The sequence below is a fragment of the Psittacicella gerlachiana genome (assembly GCF_003585965.1).
GTDB lineage: Bacteria > Pseudomonadota > Gammaproteobacteria > Enterobacterales > Psittacicellaceae > Psittacicella > Psittacicella gerlachiana.
In genome coordinates, this window is the sequence record NZ_NRJF01000063.1 from 14,253 (window position 1) to 35,074 (window position 20,822).

At 36.5% G+C, this 20,822-nt stretch carries 6 protein-coding genes; 3 read left to right on the top strand and 3 right to left on the bottom strand.

Annotated elements, in window-relative coordinates; all coding sequences use genetic code 11:
• The first annotated feature begins 2 nt into the window (after nt 1-2).
• Nucleotides 3-4,106, top strand: a complete 4,104-nt coding sequence (locus tag CKF59_RS02730; RefSeq protein ID WP_119534453.1) for a glycosyltransferase family 25 protein — start codon at nt 3-5, stop codon at nt 4,104-4,106.
• A 214-nt stretch (nt 4,107-4,320) separates the two neighbouring features.
• Here CKF59_RS02730 and CKF59_RS02735 read toward each other — a convergent pair whose 3' ends face one another.
• Nucleotides 4,321-10,332, bottom strand: a complete 6,012-nt coding sequence (locus tag CKF59_RS02735; protein WP_119534454.1) for a class I adenylate cyclase — start codon at nt 10,330-10,332, stop codon at nt 4,321-4,323.
• Nucleotides 10,333-10,883: 551 nt separating this feature from the next.
• Nucleotides 10,884-11,771 carry a LysR family transcriptional regulator gene (locus CKF59_RS02740; protein WP_119534455.1) on the bottom strand — a complete coding sequence of 296 codons (888 nt, stop codon included), beginning with the start codon at nt 11,769-11,771 and terminating at the stop codon, nt 10,884-10,886.
• A gap of 397 nt (nt 11,772-12,168) precedes the next feature.
• Here CKF59_RS02740 and hflK point away from each other — a divergent pair, with 397 nt between their 5' ends.
• Nucleotides 12,169-13,503, top strand: coding sequence for an FtsH protease activity modulator HflK (gene hflK / locus CKF59_RS02745; protein ID WP_119534456.1), 1,335 nt, complete (start codon nt 12,169-12,171; stop codon nt 13,501-13,503).
• Entirely contained in the window at nt 13,503-14,513 is a 1,011-nt protein-coding gene (gene hflC / locus CKF59_RS02750; RefSeq protein WP_119534457.1) for a protease modulator HflC, read from the top strand. Before hflK ends, hflC begins: the two co-directional genes overlap by 1 nt.
• Nucleotides 14,514-14,817: 304 nt before the next feature.
• On the opposite strand, the gene CKF59_RS02755 is transcribed toward hflC, so the two are convergent.
• A partial coding sequence (locus CKF59_RS02755; RefSeq protein ID WP_147397098.1) for a two-partner secretion domain-containing protein occupies nt 14,818-20,822 on the bottom strand: 6,005 nt, incomplete at its 5' end.

Below are 20,822 nucleotides of genomic sequence, written 5' to 3' on the forward strand. Positions count from 1 at the left end.
GTATGCATGAATTTATTTCCCGTGCTTATTTACTCAAGGATTTAAATGGTGCAGCTGCCAATGCTCTAAGTGCTCGTCAAACCCATAGCGAGTACTTAGAACCCTTTGCTGCCGTAAACCTTGCTAACCTCGAGCCAGCACGTCAAGAACTCCTAGTTGATCGTCAAGCTTATACTGACTTTTATCAACTCGAAGGTCAACTACGTGAAGCCAAACTAAATCGAGCTTTAAGCCATTTACGTTTATGGCAACAAGTATATTATGATCCTGCAGTTGCGGATAACTCTTGGATTCTCGTGGTCGAAAGTGGCGTTTCTCTTGCTCACGATTGGTTACGCCGTGCTCGTCTCATTGCGGAGCAATTACATGCTACCGATTTACAAGCAATTAGCTTGACCAATGACAATATTGATGACTTTGCGGCTCATGAACAAGATTTAGAAGAGGTTGCGGTATTTCATAATCATAATTATGTTTACACAATTAACGATCCGGTAAATCACCTGCTAGCCTCTGCTCAACTTCCGGTAGCCCCACAAGTAAGCGAACAAAAAGTGTATGCTACCCGTACGATTCAAATGACTGGTTCAGGAGCCTACTTAATTCGTAAAAGCGCCTTAAGCAAGATTATTGCTCGTACTCTTGATATTACCGAAGTAATTACTTGTAGCCCTGAACGCTTAGCTCAGCTCCAACAACAAGCAAAAACTCCAATTAGTTGGAATGCTGAAAGCTGGCACGAAGTTTTTCGTTATCGTCAAAACACCCATGCCTATGCCGTACCTGTACTTGGAGTTGAGGTTTTTAATCCTGTAAGTGCTCAAAGTAGCTTTACTCCTGAAGCAGTTGTAAAAAACCTTGTTACTTACAGTCAATGGCAACTAAATGCTTTAAGTGTTGAGCAAGCTAAAGAGCAACTTCACACCTTAGAGCAACACCAAGCTCAGCTTAATCCTGAGCAACAAATGTTACTCAGCCAAGCAGCGAACCTAGCTAAACCGGCGATTACCGGAGATAGCTATCTCCAAGGGATGGGCAGTAACTTTTTACAAAAAGTACGTAAATACTTATTAACTGATCCCGGCTACTATAGTTGGCAAACCCAAGACTTTAGTAGTAGATTTTTTGCTCAAGAAGGCACAAGTGATTTTAGGATTCAGCGTTTACCGCAAAATACCGATGAACAATATTTAAAATTTTTAAATTTCCATCGTTTATCTTTTGCTCCTTTAAAAGTTCCGCATCACTTACCACTTAATGAGTATCGCTATAACTATGCTTGGGGACAACTTATTGCCCAAGTGCTTACCGATCCAACTTTGAGTGACAACGACTGGATTATGGTGTGCGAAGACAATCAACTCTTTACTCCTGATTGGCAACGCAAACTCAATCATTACCTTGAAGTACTCTTAACCAGTCAAGTGCAAGCAAGTTACTTAATTCTTGCCAATCACCAAGCTAAGGATTTTCGTCGCTTAGAGAGAAAAACTCTTGAAGAGCTCAAAATTATTCCTGCCGAACAGGAACTAACTTGGTCGAGTTCACGTCTTGAGCCTTTACATTTATTAGGAGCTTCTCAAGCTTTAGCTCAAATTAGCTATCAAAAAGAACAACAACTGGCTTTAACTTATAGTGACCATAAAAAAGTTACTAATACTCTAGCTAACTTTAGTTCTACTGACGATAAGCTCTATCTTGCGGCTAATGAACAACTAGGAGGAAGTTTAAATCTCCCTCCAGAACTCCAAGAGGCTGTAGGTGTCCCTAAAGAGCAACTCTCAGCCGAACTTGCCAAGCTTGTAGATCTCTATTGGCAAATTACCGATATAGATGTAACCTTACTTAAACCTCAAACCTTTAAACTTGGGCAACAAGAAATTACTCGTCCTTTCTTTGATTTAAGTCTAGAAGAACAAGCGTATCCTTTAGCTCAAAATGGGGTAGAGAACTTTAAGCATTTGGCTAATGTACAAGATTTTGCTCAAATTAAAGCAAGAGTAGCTAATTTTAGTCAAGACAATACCCAACAGGCAAGTCCAAGCTTTGTGAAGTTTTATCAACAAATTAACCAAGCTTTTACAAGCCATAAACGAGATCATAACCAAGCAAATCTCAATCGAGAACTGCTCAGAGATTATGCTCAAGGTTTCCAAGCTCAGCCAAGTTATCTTTTTACTTCGCAAAATCCTCTTGCGAGCACCAAAAAAGAAATTAATGCAGTTTGGCCTACAGCTCTCAGTTTAGATCAGGGTAACTACTTAGTTAGCGATTGGCAACCTCAAGCCTATCAAGCTTTAGATTTAAACTATTATTATCACCATCGTTATCCTAATGTAATGCTCAATGTCGGAGCTTTACGTCGTAAAGCAGCCCAACAAGCATTTAATCCTTACCGTATTAACGCTAAGTCTTTAGTTAATCTTATCGACTTTAATGTAGGAACAACTTTCTATGCAAATCCAGGCTTTAGTATTACTAATAGTCTCATTACTAAAGCTAGTGAGCAGGCTTTACAAAAAGTCTTTGATCCTCTAAGACCTCATAGCCAAAACAGTCGTCTCCTCTTAAATCGTAACCTCCAACAGCAACATCTTGATAGCACTCAAGATCAAGTAAGTAGCTTACCTGCTTTTCTGATTAACTTAGAAAAAGATAAGGAACGCTTACACCGCATGGAGTTACAAGTAGGAAGTGAGTTCTTTAAAGTGGTTAAAGCCGTATATGGACGTGATTATAGTGATGAGCAATTAGAGCAAATGTTCGATATCCAACGCTATGAGCAAGAAACTAACAAACTTGCTACCCCAAGCGAAATCGGCTGTACTCTCTCCCATTGTAAGATCTACCTTGAGATTCTTGAAGATCCAAACATTGATGATCAAGATTGGGTGTTAATTACCGAAGACGATTGTCTGTTTGCTCCACAATGGCGTGAACGCTTAAATGAGATGCTAAGTTATCTGCGTACTCCTTATGCACAAGATTTAAGTATTGTTTTTCTTGGTCATACTTACTTTAAAAACTTTAAGTTACAGTCAAATCAAGAGTTTAGTAATACTACTTATCTCTATCCAGATAATACTTTTGCTCTCTATGTTTCAGGACAACAAAAGTTACATCCGCTTGTAGGTTTCTTACCCGCAGCTTCGTTTTGTTACTTAATTCGTAAAGGTGCATTACGCACCCATGCTCAAGACTTTAAACGTCCATTTTGGGTTGCTGATCACTTTACCTATTTTGTGCCGTTTACTCCAAGTGCTTATGCAATGGCAAATCCGCCTCTAACCATTCATAATTTGGATTTAGAATCAAATATTGCTGAGGATCGTGCTCATGCGGAAATCACCATGCGTACTAAACTCAAACAAGTACCTATTGGCTGGCATGAAGTTAGAGACTTTTTAAAGCAAAACAAGTTTGTGCTACAAACAAGTTTAACTACTGCTGAAATTGAAGAGAAGTTCCCAGGCTTTACCATAATTCCTCCATTTGACTATCATAGTCTGAGCGAACAAGAATTCAATGCTCGCTATGATCGTCAAGGATTTATTGAACATTATGGCTATGAACCTAGTGATGAAGATATTAATCGAGCTTTACAACACCAAGAGGTATATCGCCTCTTAGCTGATCAAGCTCTCAATATCTTTGAGTTTGCACTAATTGTCGAAGATAATGTGGTAATTAATCCAAACATTGACTTAGTTAAATATGCAAACTTATACCTCAAATATGTAGATACCCGCTTAATCTTACAACATCGTCTTGTAAGTTTTAGCAATCTCTACAACCCACATCCTTTTATTCCACTCACAGCTGAGGAAGAAGAGGCAAGCTATATTTATCGTCATAATGAACCAGGTACCTTATGTCCTGGCTACTCCTTAATTGAAGTTAAAGCAAAAACTACTACGGGAGCAAGTGCTTATATGGTAATTAATTTAAATATTATTGCCGACCAAGCTCACTCACGCCGTGTAAGTTGGTTATATGATGATTTCCCACGTATTTTTAACTTTAGATTAGGAAACTTCTCTTATAGTAATCCTTGTTTGGTCGCAACTCCGGAACAAAACCTCGCTACAGAAAAAGACGAGGTCTAAGTAATTGGTAAATCAAGACTAATACAAGGCTTAGCTAATAAGCCCATGCTCTCTTGAACAAAAGATTAGCTCTAATTAAAGATCTAGCTGTTCTTAGAGAAGAAACTATTTATTTTCTGTAAACTCCTAAAGCTTAGCTTTGGGAGTTTTTTTATACAAAAAATAGTGGGCAAGTAAAGTTGCCTTACCTGCCCACTATAAGAGAGTGAGAAATCTATAAATCATGAACTAAAGTGAAAGGATGAATTACACCACTCCACTCGGGAATTAATTTTACTTGGCTATACCAAGCCTCTGATGTTTCTCCAAGACTATAAACTTCAAGATTTAAAAGTTTTGACGTAACTTGAGGAAACACCGTCCATAAAGCCGCCGGAAGAATTTTGCTAATTTCTCCTTGTACCCCTAAATAAGTAGTTAACTCTTGTTCGGGAGTACTTAAGTAGAGATCATAACCTTGTTCTTGTCCTTTAATAAAAATTTGCATTTTTCCTATATGACAAAGCTTAAAATCTAACGGAGCTTGATAATGGGTATAAGGTAAGTGACAAGAAGCTACAGTAAAATTCCGCATAAACTCTTGCCTTAAAATTGTCGCTCGACTTTGTTCGACAATTAAGTCTTCCCATTCTTGATTATGTAGCTTAGCTTGAATCGCTCGGAGTAAAAGCTGATTTATCGTCCCAACACTATTACCATTTAGCTTATTTAAAGAAATACTTGGTAAAGCTTGTGGTTGAGTGTGTTTACGTAAGTAACGGATTAAATTAGCTAAAGCTTGTCTTCCGGTAAAACGTATATTACGATAAGTACCAACCCGAGTAATATATACTAAACTTAAATAATCAATAAACTCTCCACTAATCCCCACTAAATTGCTTCCTAATTTTTCTAAACTATTTTTTAAGCCACTTAAATTATTAGCTTTAAGGGATGGTAAATATTTCACAAAAATGTAAGCAGTCGCAATTTGTTCCTCTTCTTCGAGATAGGCAAGGGTAAAAATGCGTGAGAGATGACTAAAGGTAGATACCACAGGAGAAGCATTCTCTAAAGTACTTGGCATTAACAATTCATCTAAATCGCTTTCTGGCTCTCGAGTTAGGGTTAGCTTTTGTTCTTGCCCTTGCTTACCTTGAGCCAAACTTATCTTCTCAGTAGAGTTACTTTCTAGCTTGGAGTTATTTTCATTCTCAAATTTACTTGGGGTTAGAGTCCCAACACTATGGGCATGATTTAGAAGATGATTTGCGATCTCTAGTCGACGATTGCGTACTAAATTGGTTACTTTAAGCTCAACTTGAGTATAGCGTTTTACCACCTCTAAATCTGAACATTCTTCTCCCAAGTAGCTTCCAAGATTTTGAGCCACGGAAATTAATTGCTTACCGCTTAAACTTGGGTTAATCACAATGCGATTCATTAAACCATAACATTGTTGTTGATGTACTAAAGGATAGACTTCAATTACCTGAGTAGATTCTGTTTCCGAGCTTACTTGATCCACAAAAGAATTGCTTACTTGGTAACTATGAATGGTTTTAAAATCAAAATTATCATCAACGACCAGAGGACGAGGTGAGTTGCCACCTAACATACTTAGATACATTTCTAAACGCTCTTCAGTTTCTGTTTGAGATTTTAGAGCTAAAGCATGATTAGAAGCGTCATAATGCACCGCTTTGGTTAAGGCTTGTAAACAATCATCTTGTTGCAATTGCGCTTGAGTTTTTTGATCAAGTAATACTGTAATCTCCATAATCCCCGTTCCAGCTCCCACAAATCTTGGTAAGACTTGTGGAAGTAAGGAGTTAGAATCTTCAGCATCAATAAAATCTAACTCTAATCTCTGTTCTAAAACATAAGCAACTTTTTTGCCCAGTTCGAGAACAAGATGATCATCGGTGAGGTAATGCAGATTTTGATGATAAACTTGAATTTGCTCAGTACCTGTAATACCTATTTTTACTTGTGCATAATATAGATTACCCAAATAATTTATATAATCTCGATTTCCAAGATTAGCCGTGAGGAAGTTATTTAGCACAAAAAGCAAAATGCTTGGATCATAATTAAACCAATGCAAGTTACCGCGTACGGGCAAGATTAAATCTTCTTTAGCAATTACTTGTAACTTAGGTTTAACCGGAGCTTGAGGTTGTAAACTATGATATTTCTTTTGTGTTCCTAAACTATAGCACCTATAGCTTCCTTTAAAATTAACCGCTTGAGGCTTAACTTTAGCTTGAACTAATAACTCCTGGTAAAGAGGAAAATATCCGTTGGATATATAGCTAAGTCCTCGATCTTGCCACCTTGCTTGCGAAAAGCCTTTAGCTTTTAACTCTTTTTCTATCTCTTGATTGGCAACCAAAGCAATTACTTGGTGCTGGTTCAGCAATGGTTGTTGCGGACGCCAAACATAAGTTCGAGGTTGCAATACTTGAGCTAAATCTACCTGGGCATCTTGGGCTAAACTTCTTAAAACCTCTAGTCCCGGATGCTCGGTTAAAATATAAAAGGATGCAAAAGAAAGATTTTCATGATCTAGAACCTGAAATCTATGCCTCTGCTCGGCTAATTCTTCAAGATTTACCTTATAATTCGCCTCTGATTCAAGCTTATCTTTACCGAGAGTAACACTTGGAGGTTGGATAGCCAACATTTTTCCAAGTGTACGATCAAGAGAAGCCACACGAGATTTAGCTTTAACCAGCACTTGATCCAAAAATCTGTTTTCCGAATCAGCTGAAGCTACGGCTGTATAGCTCAAATGTTTTTGGAGCTGATCTACAGTTTGCAAATCTATAGTAACAAAATTACTTTCACCATTACCCTTTTGCGGACCATGTGAAATTAACTCAGGTTGAGACCAAAGAATATCCGTATTTTGATTTAACACGTCAACACTAAGTTCGTGCTCCTCAGTTACTTTAGCAACTCTAGATTTATTAAACTTAGTTGCTAAAAAATGAGCAATTTTAGTTTTTTGTTCAGGGTTAGCTTCTACTTGCCAAGTTAAACTCGCTAAAAAAGCTAACTCTTTGGCAAAGGTTCTCTCTACTAAGGCTTGAACTCCAAGGCAAGCTTGCTGTACTACTCTTGTTATTGAGGCTGATCTTAAACGTAAAATTTTTACGGTATAACCACTTTGCCCTAACTCAGGTAAAAAGTTTTTTAATTTAAAACTTTGAGCTTCAAGCTTAATTTCTTGTTGCCACTCTCGATAACTAAAAGCCAAACTCGGCACAAAAGTATAAGCACTTAACTTGAGTTCTTGGAAATTTAAATAAAAACTCGCTAAAGTTTTAATTAATTTTACCCGTTCAAAAGCTTGGGCTTGAGAAGGTTCATCATCCTCTTGAGCAGCAAATTCTTGACTAGCTTCTTGAGCTAATAATAGTTTTGGCACTTGAAATTTAGTAACCGATTTAAGAGTTTTTTCCGCTTGATATGGAAACTCTCCAGCTTGTCCACTAATGCGTAAACGTAAATATTCACTGTTACGTAAACTTAAAGGTAAATCTGCTTCCGAGCTTGGAATCAGTTGTTGGTAATCACTTACTTGATACCAAGCTTGTAAACCTTGCGTTCCAGCTTGAGATTGATAATGAAGTACTAAAGCTGATTTAGTTGCGCTTTGCTCTAACTCTAAAGGAAAATTAAGATTAATCCCTAGAGCATGCTCAGATGATACATGAGAAGCTGTTGGCAACCAATGTAACTGCTGTTGTGCATCCACGGTTAAAAGTGGATAGGTCTCTTTGGACTTACTTGCCTCTTCTAACGATGCTGTCAATTGCGTAGCAAAGTCGATTCCTTCTTGTACTTGAGCTTGGTAAATTTTATTCTCTTCGGCTTCGAGTGAAGCAGAAGCTGGAAAATTAATAGCCAAGCTTTGTTCTCTGTTCCTAGTTGCCCCTAGCTCTTGAGTATTCTCTAGGTTTACTCCATGACTACTCGCTACACCTGTAAATGACAAACTATTTACTTGGTTAAGGTTTACTTCACTTAGATTTACTTGAGATTGCTCTAAATTTGAGGTAAGAGAAAAGTTCTGCGTTTCTAGTTGATGCGAAAAATCATTAAAGTATTCTGACTGTTCAAGAAAAGCGTTAAGATCACTAACTTCTCGAGCATTGAGTTTACTCGACTTTCTCTTCGTTAGTTCTCGCGTAAATAATGCTTCTACCGCACTCGTATAATTGATCAAGGTAAAAGCCCGCTCTTCAGTAGCACCTTGAATTTGAGCTTGCTCAGTTTCAAGTTCTCCTAAAAAATGCTCGTGATTAGTATCAACAAAAATATAGTCCGATAAACGACGAGAAAGACGACTAAAGTAATCTCCTTTTTTACGTAGTCCGCGAATTAAATTCACTAGTAGTTCTTGACTATAATAAGGATTTTCTTTTAATTGTAATTGCGTTTTATTGGTAATTAAACCATTAAAATAGCACCAGCAAACTAAACTAATAAAATCATATTTAACTTCAATATGCTTACGCTCGGGATTTAGGCCAGGGTTGTTTTTATCTATGTTAACTACATACCAAACAACTTCATCTTCATCATTTTGAGTAAAATAGCCAAAATACAAATAATTTTCAGCAAGATCTAATTCAGGATAACGATTATAAATTTTTATTTGGTTACGGTGATTTACAAACAATGAAGATACCGTACGCTCTATTTCTCGTAACTCTTGATGATCTGCAAAACTAATTTGTAAACTATTAGTTTGCACACTGCTTTTAACTAAGAAGTTATACAACTGTAAATAGGTTTTAATTAAAGCTCGTTTATAGTTATCTGAATACTTAACTAACTCCCCAATATGCCAAAAACGAAAACGAAGTGCGAGTTTTACATCAACCTGACTAATAAAATTAGCATATTTATTTCTCAGGCGTACGGTCATTACTCTTAGTTCACTAGGTACAGAAATAAATCTATCGGGAACATCTAGATGCTCAAGTAAATAGTCTACCGCTTGATTCTCAGTTAACTTGAGCTCGTGCATAATATTCTGCACACTTGGAGCAAAAAGTTTATTTACCTTAAGTAAAAAACTTGTAAACACTAGATAAGCACGTTCATTATCATTAATCAAAATAAGGTACTGCATTACCTTATCAAGCACTAATTCATAAGCATCAAAATGTAATTTGGAAGTAAGAAAAACACTGGCACTAGTTTGTTGATCTTGATAAATCTTTTGCCAAATATGTAAATAATCACTATTGGTTGCTTTAATCGCCTCATGTAGCTCTCGTTCTCGACTTAACTCTTGCTTTACCGAAGTTAATGGTAACTTAGTTCCCTCTTGTAAAATCTTTTTCTTCATTTGTACTGAAACTAATTCTGAATTCGGAAACTCACTAAAATAAGCTTCAAGTAAACAAATTTTTATAAAAGATTTAAAAGGATTTTGTAAACCTTTATAAATGAGCCAAAGAGAAGTCGCATAAAAGGCTTGACGACTTAAATGATCTACCTCCATACCCCCAAAGTCAATCCAATCACTTAAAGTAATAAGATTAAAATCGAGATAAGCTTGTTTTACTTCTTGATAACTATAGCCTTTGATCTCAGGTAAGAAATACCATAGTAACCACTTACCTGCAATTTTAGTTGCTGAACGATAAAACTCATCGAGTAAAAAGATTTTCTCTCGAATCCCATCTTCAGCAAGAAATTGATTATTATGACGATTGTAAAGGAGATGTTGACTATCTACTAAATAAAAACTAGCTTCTACATGATGCGTCTCTTGTAACCAAGCACTAATTAATTGTAGCTTTTTATATAAAGCTTGGCGAGCTTCTTGAGTTAAATCTTGCTCAACTACTATCCATAAATCTAAATCAGAATCTGCAGTAAAGGTTACTGAAGTAACCGACCCCATGACATAGATGCCTTGAATTTGAGTCTTACTTGGCTCTTCTAATAGGTGGTAGCTGATTTCGACGTAATCAGCAAAATTTTTGCATTGCTTGCTATCGACCAAAAAATTAGCCACCCCAAAAGGAGCATGAGGCACATAAAACTTCATACTCGGGTGATTAAAATGTAGAATATAGGGAATATTTATAAGAAAGTCACGAATACTCGGTGACTTAGACGCAAGAGTGAACTCATAGCGATTTTGATGAAAACTACTCATCGCTTGGATATTATGCCTGAGTTCTTCTTGGGCTTGAGTGTAGGTTAAGCCAACTCGTTTCATATAAGTTTCCTTTTATTGCTAGATAGCAAGCATTTATAGAGAAAACTAGTTTTTAAAGGAAAGATAAAATTCTATTCCTGAGCTTAGTTACAGGAAGGATGAAAAATGATTATTTTGCTTAATCTTACCTATTTTACTATTTTTTATCTAAAAAATCCGTTTCTTAAAACATTTTTTGTCGTAAATTTTTATCTAATTTTTTTCTCATAAAAAAAATTACTTTTTATCTTCTTATTTAAGCATAAGTTAAACTAAAAGATAGCAAAAAATTTAGTTTTTATGCAAAAATGTTGTTACTAACAACAGTTTTTTAGGTATGTTCCTTTAATTCACTTATATAGTTTAATGGCTTTAAAAATTTTATCCATGCTCTCTTTCTAAAAATTTAATACAATACAAAGTAAGACCTTGATAAACTCGTTAAGCAGTGAAAAATCTTTTTACAATCTAAAAAAGATGAGTTCTAAACTCAAGCTTAAAAAGAAATTAAACAGCTCAAAGAAATTAAAAGCCCCAAGGAGAGAAAAAGCTATAGGTCATTTCCTAATTTTTTACCAAGCTTTATCTTTACCCTCTACGATTAAAAAATCAATTAATGCTCTTACTCGAGCTGGCATATGTTGACGTGAGGTATACACCGCATAAATATCCAAAGTTATAACTTGCCAATCAGCTAACACCACTTGCAATTTTCCCGCTTCTACTTGCTCATTAATTAGGTAATTAGGTAACATCGCAATCCCACTATGGGCAAGTACTGCCGACATTACTGTAGCCGTATCATTCGAAGTAAAACTACTTTTAGTAATTACATCTACTTTTTCTAAATCTTTGGTTAAAGTTAGAGCTACATTCTCAAATAATACATGACTAATAAAATTATGAGTTTCAAGTTCTTGTGGAGTGTGCGGAACACCATGTTTTTGTAAATACTCTGGAGTAGCCACAAACGTAGAATGACAAACTCCGATCTTTCTTGCAATTAGAGATTCATCGATTTTATTACTAAAACGAATAGCCAAATCTATGCGATCACTAATTAAATCTAGACTTGAATCTGCTACTTGTAAATGAATTTTTACTTGCGGATGTAATTGTTGAAATTTTACTAAGATTTGACTAAGCTCTGTTATTGCAAATGAAATACTGGTAGTAATACGAATACTGCCACTTAGTTCTTGTGGGGAATCTTTTACAGTTTGCACGCCATCTACTAGCTGCAGAATTTGCTGACATTGCCTTAAAGCTTGCTCTCCATCTGTAGTTAAAGTAACATTGCGTGTTGTACGATTAAATAGACGTATTCCCAACCAATCTTCAAGATAACTAATATAACGTGATACCTTAGCGGTAGACATCTCAAGTTTTTGGGCAGCTTCCGTAAAACTCCCTAAGTGAGCCACTTGTAAAAATACTTCCATTGCTTGAATCCGATCCATACTTCTTATCCTCTCTTGATCTTGAGCTTACTTAACTTAGCTCTAAGCTCTATAACTTATTATACCTTGAGAACTAAAAATCTTAAATCTAAGCTAAAAATCCCTTAAAACTTTTATGGATATATTTTATTTTTCCTTAATAAATTATACAAAATCTACGAAAAATCTTGGGGATTATGCTTATAACTGCTATAATTAAATAAAAACTTGGTTTTATTTCCGTTTTTACTGGAGATTTTCTTCTTGGTTCGCCGATCAAATATCCTCTATTTTTTCTGCGAACCTAAAAATAATATATAAGTATTTCTTACTTATAAATTTTGCAGACTAATGTGAGATTAGCCGTAGATAATCTCTTAGTAAAAACGACAACCTAAATTAAATGTAAGGGTTACTAATGAGTGACGAAAAAGATAACAAATCTAGTGAAGATTTAAGTCGTGAATTAGAAGAACGCCTCAAAAAATTCCGCAAACTTGCGGGAAATGAAGAGGAGCAAACCACTAATTCATCTACTTCTCAAGAACAAACAACTGAACAAGAACCTAAGCGAACCTTTACACAAAGTAATCGTGAAAGTCGTGAAGACAACACTTCTAAAGATTCGCCAAATAAAGAAGAAAAGAAATCATTCAATATGCCTAAATTTTCTGGATTTAATTTTGAACTTGGAAAACACACTAAAACTGTAGCTGCAGGGGTAGTAGGTTTTCTAGCTCTAGTTTTTGTCGTTTCTGGTTTTTATACAGTAAACGAATCTGAACGTGGGGTAATTAAGCGTTTTGGTGCTTATAACTCTACAAGTATGCCAGGTTTAAACTGGAAAATTCCTCTTGTTGATAATGCTACGCTGGTAAATGTTCAACGTGTAAGTGAATTACGTATTGATGGCACCATGCTTACTCGTGATGAAAACGTAGTTAATGTAACTTTAACCGTACAATACCGCATTGATGATCCTGTAAAATACCTTTTCAATGTTGATGAACCTATTACCACTCTCGAAGAAGCGACAGAAGCTTCATTACGTTATGTAGTAGGTCACATGGACATGGACAATGTAATTACTACAGGACGTTCGGAAGTGCGTGAAAGTACACGTCAAATGCTTCTTAAAACTCTAGAAGCTTATAACGTAGGTATTGGGATTGTCGATGTTAACTTCCAATCTGCTCGTCCACCTGAAGCTGTAAAAGAAGCTTTTGATGATGCAATTAAAGCTCAAGAAGACGAACAACGTTTTATTCGTGAAGCAGAAGCTTATCAACGTTCACGTGAACCTATTGCTCGTGGTCAAGCTCAACGTATTGTGGAACAAGCACGTGGTTACGCTGCTCAAGTAGTTGCTGAAGCTAATGCTAATGCAGCTGAGTTTGATAACCTCTTACCACAATTCCTTGCTAATCCACAAGTATTTAAACAAAGATACTATTTAGAAACTCTTGCAAATCTTTATGCCCAAACTCCTAAAGTAATTATGCAAGATACTAATGGCATTACTTTCTTACCTCTAGATAAACTCTTAGAAAGAGTTGGACAAACCTCTGAAAAAGATAATGAACAAGGCGGTAACTTAATTTTAACTCCAAGTTCATCTTCAACTTCTTCAACATCTACGTCTAACTCAACATCTACCACAACTACAAGCACTACTCAAGCGAGCCCAACAACTACAACCAATAATTCTAGTCGTCAAGCTCCTAGTCGCTTTGTAACTAGAGGAGGTAACTAATGCAAAGAGAACATAAAATAGTTGCTGGCTTTATTGCTCTCGTAGTAATTTTATTCTTACTATTTAACTCTGTCTTTGTCGTAAATGAAGGTACACGAGCAATTAAATTACGTTTTAATAAAGTGGTACGTGATGGTGATGGACAAGTTGTAGTTTATCAACCAGGTTTACACTTTAAGCCTCCATTTATTGATAATGTAATTTCTTTAGATGCACGTTTACAAACTCTTGATGATACAACAGACCGTTTCTTAACGGTTGAGAAAAAAGACGTATTAATTGAGTCTTACGTAAAATGGAAAGTTGTAGACTTTGGTCGTTTCTACACGACTACAGGTGGAATCTACTCTCGTGCAAGTGACCTTTTACGTCGTAAAATCAATGACCGTCTACGTTCTGAAGTAGGTAGCCAAACAATTTCAGATATAGTTTCTGGTCAACGTTCGGAGTTAATGTCACAAGCAAAAGAAAGCCTCAATACCGGAGAAGATGGAGCATCTACTTTTGGTATTGAAGTAATTGATGTACGTGTAGTAAAAATCGAATTACCAACTGAAGTCGCTGATTCAATCTACCAACGTATGCGTGCAGAGCGTATGGCTGTAGCGGGAGAACACCGTGCACAAGGTCAAGAGCAAGCACAAATTATTATGTCGCAAACTGACCGTAATGTAACGGTAATTCTTTCTGAAGCTAATTTAGAAGCTGCAAAAATTCGTGCTCAAGCTGATGCCCAAGCAAATGCTATTTATAATCAAACCTATAGCAAAAACTTTGAGTTATTTAATTTCTTAAAAAACATGGAAGCTTACAAGGTTTCTTTAGCTAATAACAACAGTGTGTTACTAATTAATCCTGAAAAAGATAGTTTCTATCAATATCTCTTTAATAACTCAATTTCGCAAACTACAACTCGTCCAAATACCAATGTGACAGTTCCAGCTTCAGCTTTACCAAGTAAAGAAAATCAAGTTAGTGAGCCGACAGCTCCACAAGTAACTAATCCATAAAAAAAGTCCCTAGAGTATAAGCTCTAGGGATTTTTACTTATCTATTTATCTTTATTTTCGGATTTATCTCACCTATTTATACCTAACTTATCTATACTTCTACTTCCTATTATCAGTACTTTCCCTCTCTAAACTTATTTTACAGTTTACTGTTTTTATTTACCTCAAGCATTTTTATTTTCTAACTCTTAATACTTACTAGTCTTTGTTCTATATTTGTTTCTGTATTTAGTTATACAAATACAAAAACTCCCCCCTACAAAAGTAGAGGAGAGCTAGGAAATCTTGATTTACTCAAGATTGGTTAGTTGTTTGTTGCTTCTACTAAACGCTGACGTTGTTCATCTGTTAAGTCATTACGTTGTAATAGAGTTTGTACAGTTTGCGTCGCTGTATCTAAACCTAATTGATTTGCAATCTCTTGCACTAGATCTACAACTGGAGTTACTAGACTTACATCTGTTGTCGTTACTTCAAGAGTAGGTAAATCAGGGAAGTTAAATTCAGGTAAAGGTTGTGCCGTACGAGCAAACTCACCTAAACTTGTGTCTAAACGACGCACATCAAAGTTATTATTGATTAACCAAGATTTACGATTATCTTCAAAAATATCAGGTAATCTTAGATCATTAAAGCGAGTATCCATCTCTTGCTGAGGTTGATCAACTTCAATTGGAGCTACTTGTTTGCCAGCTTCACTTGGATCTACTGGAGTTGGTTCTGTAGGTTCCTCTACTGGAGTTGGTTCTGCAGGTTCCTCTACTGGAGTTGGCTCCTTAGGTTCTTCTGATGGAGTTGGCTCAGTAGGTGTAGGAGTTACTGGCGTTGGCTCCTCCGTAGGTGTCGGCTCTACTGGAGTAGGCTCCTCGGTAGGTGTTGCAGAAGCTTCCTCATTAATAGTTAAATTCGGATTTGCCTCTAATACTGACGCCTTATCTTCTTTCACTCCATTAAGAGTTGGAATATATTCTAGAGTTCCATTATTTGAAGCAAAAGTAACAGGTTTTTCCGACTCCTCAGTAACCGCAAACGCTAAAGACTCTAAAGTTAAACTATTTGATACTACTGAAGCTGAAGTTTTTGCATTAACACCAAGATTTTTATATTGCTCTATAGTGTTACCAGTTAATACTACTTTACCTTGTGTAGAGGTTACATTAAAGTTACCTGTATTATCTCCAGTAAAGTTTGAACTATCAACTTCAACGTCATTGGTAGCAGTTAAGTTTACATTAGGAGCTGTTACGGTACTATTAGTAACTTCTAAAGTATCACTTGCTTCTACATCAAGACTTGTTGCTACTGCTAGGGTTGCATCGCCAAGAGTAACATTTCCTCCTTTAACCGCAACTCCTTTAGCTGCTGTCGCTTTTAAACCTGTTGCCGTTAAAGTTTTTGCTTGTAAACTCACATCATCTTGGCTAGTTAAGTTTGCATTAGTTAATACTAGAGTATCTGCTCCTTGCAGAGTTAAGTTACCTTGAGCTTTTAAAGTTGCTCCTGTAAAGTTTACATGGTTAGGAGTTGCTACTGTGCTTGCCTCTGCTTCTAAACTATCAAGACGAGTTACCTCTTTCTCCGCAGTTAAGCTTAAGTCTCCAGTAGTTGTGGTTAGCTCAGCTTTAGTAGCATTTACGCTTCCTACTTTTAACTCCGCAGTTCCTGTAGTTAATTTGCTATTTGCTAATTCTAAGTTCTCAGTATCAACTTTAGTTGTACCACTTACCGTAAAGCTACCACCAGCATCTTGAACTAAAGATACAGATTTTGCAGTTATGGTAAAGTCACCAGCACTATTGAAAGTATCACCATCAGAAACTAAATCTGCTGTTGTTGCTAAAGCAAAGTTAACCTCACCAGCACCTGTAGTTGTATAAGTATTATTTACTGAATCAACACTGGTTTGAGCTTGAACCTTGAGATTATTTGTAGCTTTTAAGGTGCTATCGGTTACCGTTAAATCTTTAGTTGCATTTAAAGTAAGATTACTTACTGCTTGCGTAGTGACATTCTCAAGAGTTACTGTACCACCATTTAAAGCTACATTGCTTGCAAGATCAACTTTTAAGTTTTTCGCCGTTAGACTTTCATTACCTGTAATTGCTAACTCAGAAGCATTAAAGTTAGTTATATTGAAAACATGAACATATAAATCATTTGCAGTTACATTTTTAGCTTGTAACGCAACTTTATCACCTGTATCAAGTTTTGCTTTATCTAATACTAAAGTATCTGCCTCACTAACTACAAATCCTTTGGTAGTTGTAACTGTAGCTCCCGTAAAGTTTACGTGATTTGGTACAGCTACTTGAGGAGCATTATCTTCAAGACTTGCAAGGCGAGTTACCGCTTTGTTTGCTGTTACCGTTAAAGATCCTGCAGTAATTGTTACTTGTACACCTGAAGCATTTAAACTACCAACCGTTAAATTAGCGTCACTCGTAGTTAACTTAGCTTGTGCTAACTCTACGCGTTCTGCATTCAGGTTAGTACTTCCTGTTACGCTAAAGCTTCCGGTAGAACCTTGTTGAAGTACGAAATTCTTCGCTGTAGCATTAAAGTTACCAGCACTATTGAATTTATCTTCCGTAGAAACTAACTCAGCATTTTCACCTAAATTAAAGTTAATACCTCCATGATTACGAGTAGTATAACTATTATTAGTTGAATCTACACTTACGCCTGCAGCTACATTGAGATTATTCGTTGCAGTTAAAGTATTATCTTCGAGAACAGCTTCTTCAGTAGCTTCAAGACTAACATTCGCTACGGTTGTGGTAGTTGCATTAGTTAAAACTAAAGATTTACCTTTAAGTTTAAGTTCGGTCGCTAAACCAACATTTAAGTTATCGGCTACTAAAGAATCAGTTCCTTCTAAAGTAACCGTTGCTTCTGACATTGGGGTGGTAAATACCGAATCTATCTCAAGATTATCTGCAGTTAGCTCTTTACCTTTTGCAACCACTTTGCTTGCATGTTGTACTTTTGCTTGATCTAATTTAAGCTCACCTTGCTCTGCAGTTAAAGTTAAATTCGCCACATTAGTTACACTAGTGCCGGTAAAGTTAAGACCAGCTTCACCTGTAGCCTTAGCCTCTAAATCACCATTTACATTGAAACTCGAAGAAGCAACATTTACTGTAGCTCCTGTTAAATTAACTTTATTTGCACTCACTTGGAAACCACTGAGATCTAACTCATTAGTTGCAGTTAAGTTTAAATCTGTGGTTACACTTAAGCTAGAATTAGTCCCTGCATTAAATACTAAATCTTTAGCTTGTGCATTAAAGTAACCTGCTGAAGAGTAACTATTGTTATCAGCTAATAGAGAGTAACCGCTAAAGTTAAAGTTAAAACCACCACCTGCAACTGTAGTTTTAAAAGAGTTGCGTTCTAATTGCGCATTATTAGTTCCACTTAAATTAATGTAATTAATTGCCGTTAAAGTGTTGTTTTCTAACACTAAATCTTTAGTGGTATTAATATTTAGTTCGCTTGGAGCAATCGAAGAATTAATTACATGTACTTCTGGAGCGGTAAGATTAACTTTTGTACCTTTTACTGAAGTACCATCATTTAAGGCAACTTTATTATCTGAGCTCACAGTTAAATCATTGATTGCCGTAAAGTCGGTATAAGTTACACCTACACTTTCAGCACCATGTAGATTTACATTATGTGCAACTAGATGGTTATCTTTACCTTCTTCGGCTGAAATAGCAACAAAACCTTTAGCACTTACATTAAAGTCACCCGCAAAAGCATTTACCGAGGTATTTGCTAAAGCAACATTATTTACCGCTACGGTTACATTTCCTGTAGTTGCCGTTAAACTTGCATTCGCTAAAGCTAGGTCACCAGCTTTTGTCTCTTGAGCAGTATTACTGGTTACAACTGTTAAGTCATTACTCGCAGTTAAGGTTGAATCTTGTACTAAAGCATTACCTGTACCTGTTACGACAGCTAAACCTTTACCTGCTTCAACCGAAGCAGCTACGACTAAGGTTTCACGATTACCGTCTAGAGTTAGATCTTGTCCCGCTTTTACGCTTGCATTGTGTACTACAACATCACGTCCAGTAGAGCGTAAATTCAGATTACCTTTAGTTGCTTCTAATTTCGCTTTACCATCAACAGTAATATCATTAGCAGTCTCTACCAGTAAGTGTTCAGTTATTGCGGTTGCGCTAGACTGAGCGGTCACCGAAATATTATTGTCAGCTTCTAAGTTAACACTATTTCCAGCAACTGATGAAGCTCCTTTAATCGTAAGGTCATTACCTTTAGCCGCAAAAGAAGTTGAGGTTACAGAAGACGCTCCATCAATAGTAAGATTTTCTTTTGCCATTAAAGTTGCATTACCTGAAGCTATAATGATGCTTCCATTAGTAATACTATTATTTCCGGTTACAGCATAAGCATAGAAATCACCATGTTCACCTTGGGTATTATTTTGTAGCATGATAGTTGCATTTTGTAGAACAAGGTTACCACCTACAATTGCTGCTCCATTTAGTGATAGAGTACTGTTAGTAATATTTGCATTTTCTGTCACACAGAAAATTACTTGCCCCACACTACTAAATGTACTGTTAAATACGGTAACATTTTCTGCAGTTACATTATCAGTACCAACAAAATTAACATAAGCAAGATTAGAAACTGTAGAGTTAGAAACTCGTAACTCATTAGCAACTAAACTTAAGCCGTAAGAAGAATCACCTTTAACCGTTGCATAATCAAAATAAATTACAGACTTATGATCCCCATCAGGTTTTACTAATAGAGTCACATTAGTTGTATTTAATTGTGATGATAGATCATCATCTTTAATAAATGAATAAAGTTTAGCTGTACCTTGATCCGCAGTATATACGCCACTAGTAAAATCTGTACCTGAAGCAAAATCAAAAAGAATAGTTAAATATTCACTTGCGGAATAAGTAGAAGAGTTTACAACCCTAATTTCTGTTGGGTCAATAAGCCAAGAACCACGCTCTCCATATACACTACGTGTATCTACTTGCGTACCACTAACGCTTATCACTTTCCCTGAGGTTTCCACAAAACCACCTTTGCCCTCTACGGCAGTGGCAATAAAGTTTCCGGCAACCGCAGCCTGATTCCCCCACACAATAATTGTTCCCGCATCACCTTGGGTTGCAGAAACATCAATAGTAGCTCCTTGCTGTACCGTAGTTTTAGCGGCTAATTTTACTTCACCTTGTCCTTGATAATCACCCCCGAGGCGTACTTGCTCAGTAGCTTTAATCTCCGTCGCTTTTTCTGCAACCACTACATCAGCAAATACATCTACTTTTTGGGCTTGCACACCAGCATTAACTACCGCTAAACTATGGCTACCATCAGTAGCTGTAGCTCCATAGAGTACTACTTCACCCGTAGCAGTTACTTTTACTCCAGAAACCGAAGTACTTCCTGACACAAGATCAGCAAAAGCTTGAGCTTGAGTATAACCATGAGCTACTTTGTTCCCTGCGAGGTAAGCTTTCTTCGCAACAATTTCTCCTAGGTTTACCGCTTTATTTTCCGCCGTAACTTTATAAGAAATTAATGGATTATCTAGATCTTGAATAGTAATAGATTGCCCTGCTAAAAGATAGACTGTCCCATTTTTAGCTTCGAGAACTCCATTATTTACGACCTTGCCACCCACTAAAGCAAGCGTACCATCTTCCGCAACTTTAATTACCCCTTGGTTAATTACTGAAGCTAAAGCTTGTTCTTTATCTTGTGAGAAAACATAGTTACCGTTTACAAAGTCTTCATTAGTAAGATCTAGAGTTGAAGCAACTAAACCTGCTACATCTACTTGTGCATTTGCCCCAAACACTATCCCTGCAGGGTTAACGATAAACACTTTACCATTAGATTGGAGCTGACCGAGAATTTGCGACACGCTCCCGCCCAGCACGCGGTTTAATACGGCTGAATTAGCATTTTCTTGGACGAACTTCACTAGTTCGTTACTATTGATATTAAATTTTTCCCAGTTAATTATGGCATGAGGAGAGTTAGTAATAGTAGTCACTAGACCCTCAGTAAGGGTCTGTACTTGTCCCGCTACTACTTGCATACCCGTACGCGCAGGATCGGCGTGGGCTAGAGACATTAATGCCGTGAAAGGAATGAAAAGAGTCGCTAACTTACCTAGTTTAAAAAGCTTCGAGGTTAAGCTAGTTGCTGATTGAGTTGAACCTGTTGTTGCACTAGTTGCGAGTTCTGATACCGCATCTAATTGGCGAGTTTGTCTATTAAATTTTAATTTATAAATTTTATTCATATCTT

Coding starts and splice junctions, on each gene's coding strand:
- hflC (WP_119534457.1), top strand. CDS start 13,503: ATGCAAAGAGAACATAAAATAGTTGCTGGCTTTATTGCTCTCGTAGTA.
- CKF59_RS02735 (WP_119534454.1), bottom strand. CDS start 10,332: ATGAAACGAGTTGGCTTAACCTACACTCAAGCCCAAGAAGAACTCAGG.
- CKF59_RS02740 (WP_119534455.1), bottom strand. CDS start 11,771: ATGGATCGGATTCAAGCAATGGAAGTATTTTTACAAGTGGCTCACTTA.
- CKF59_RS02730 (WP_119534453.1), top strand. CDS start 3: ATGCATGAATTTATTTCCCGTGCTTATTTACTCAAGGATTTAAATGGT.
- hflK (WP_119534456.1), top strand. CDS start 12,169: ATGAGTGACGAAAAAGATAACAAATCTAGTGAAGATTTAAGTCGTGAA.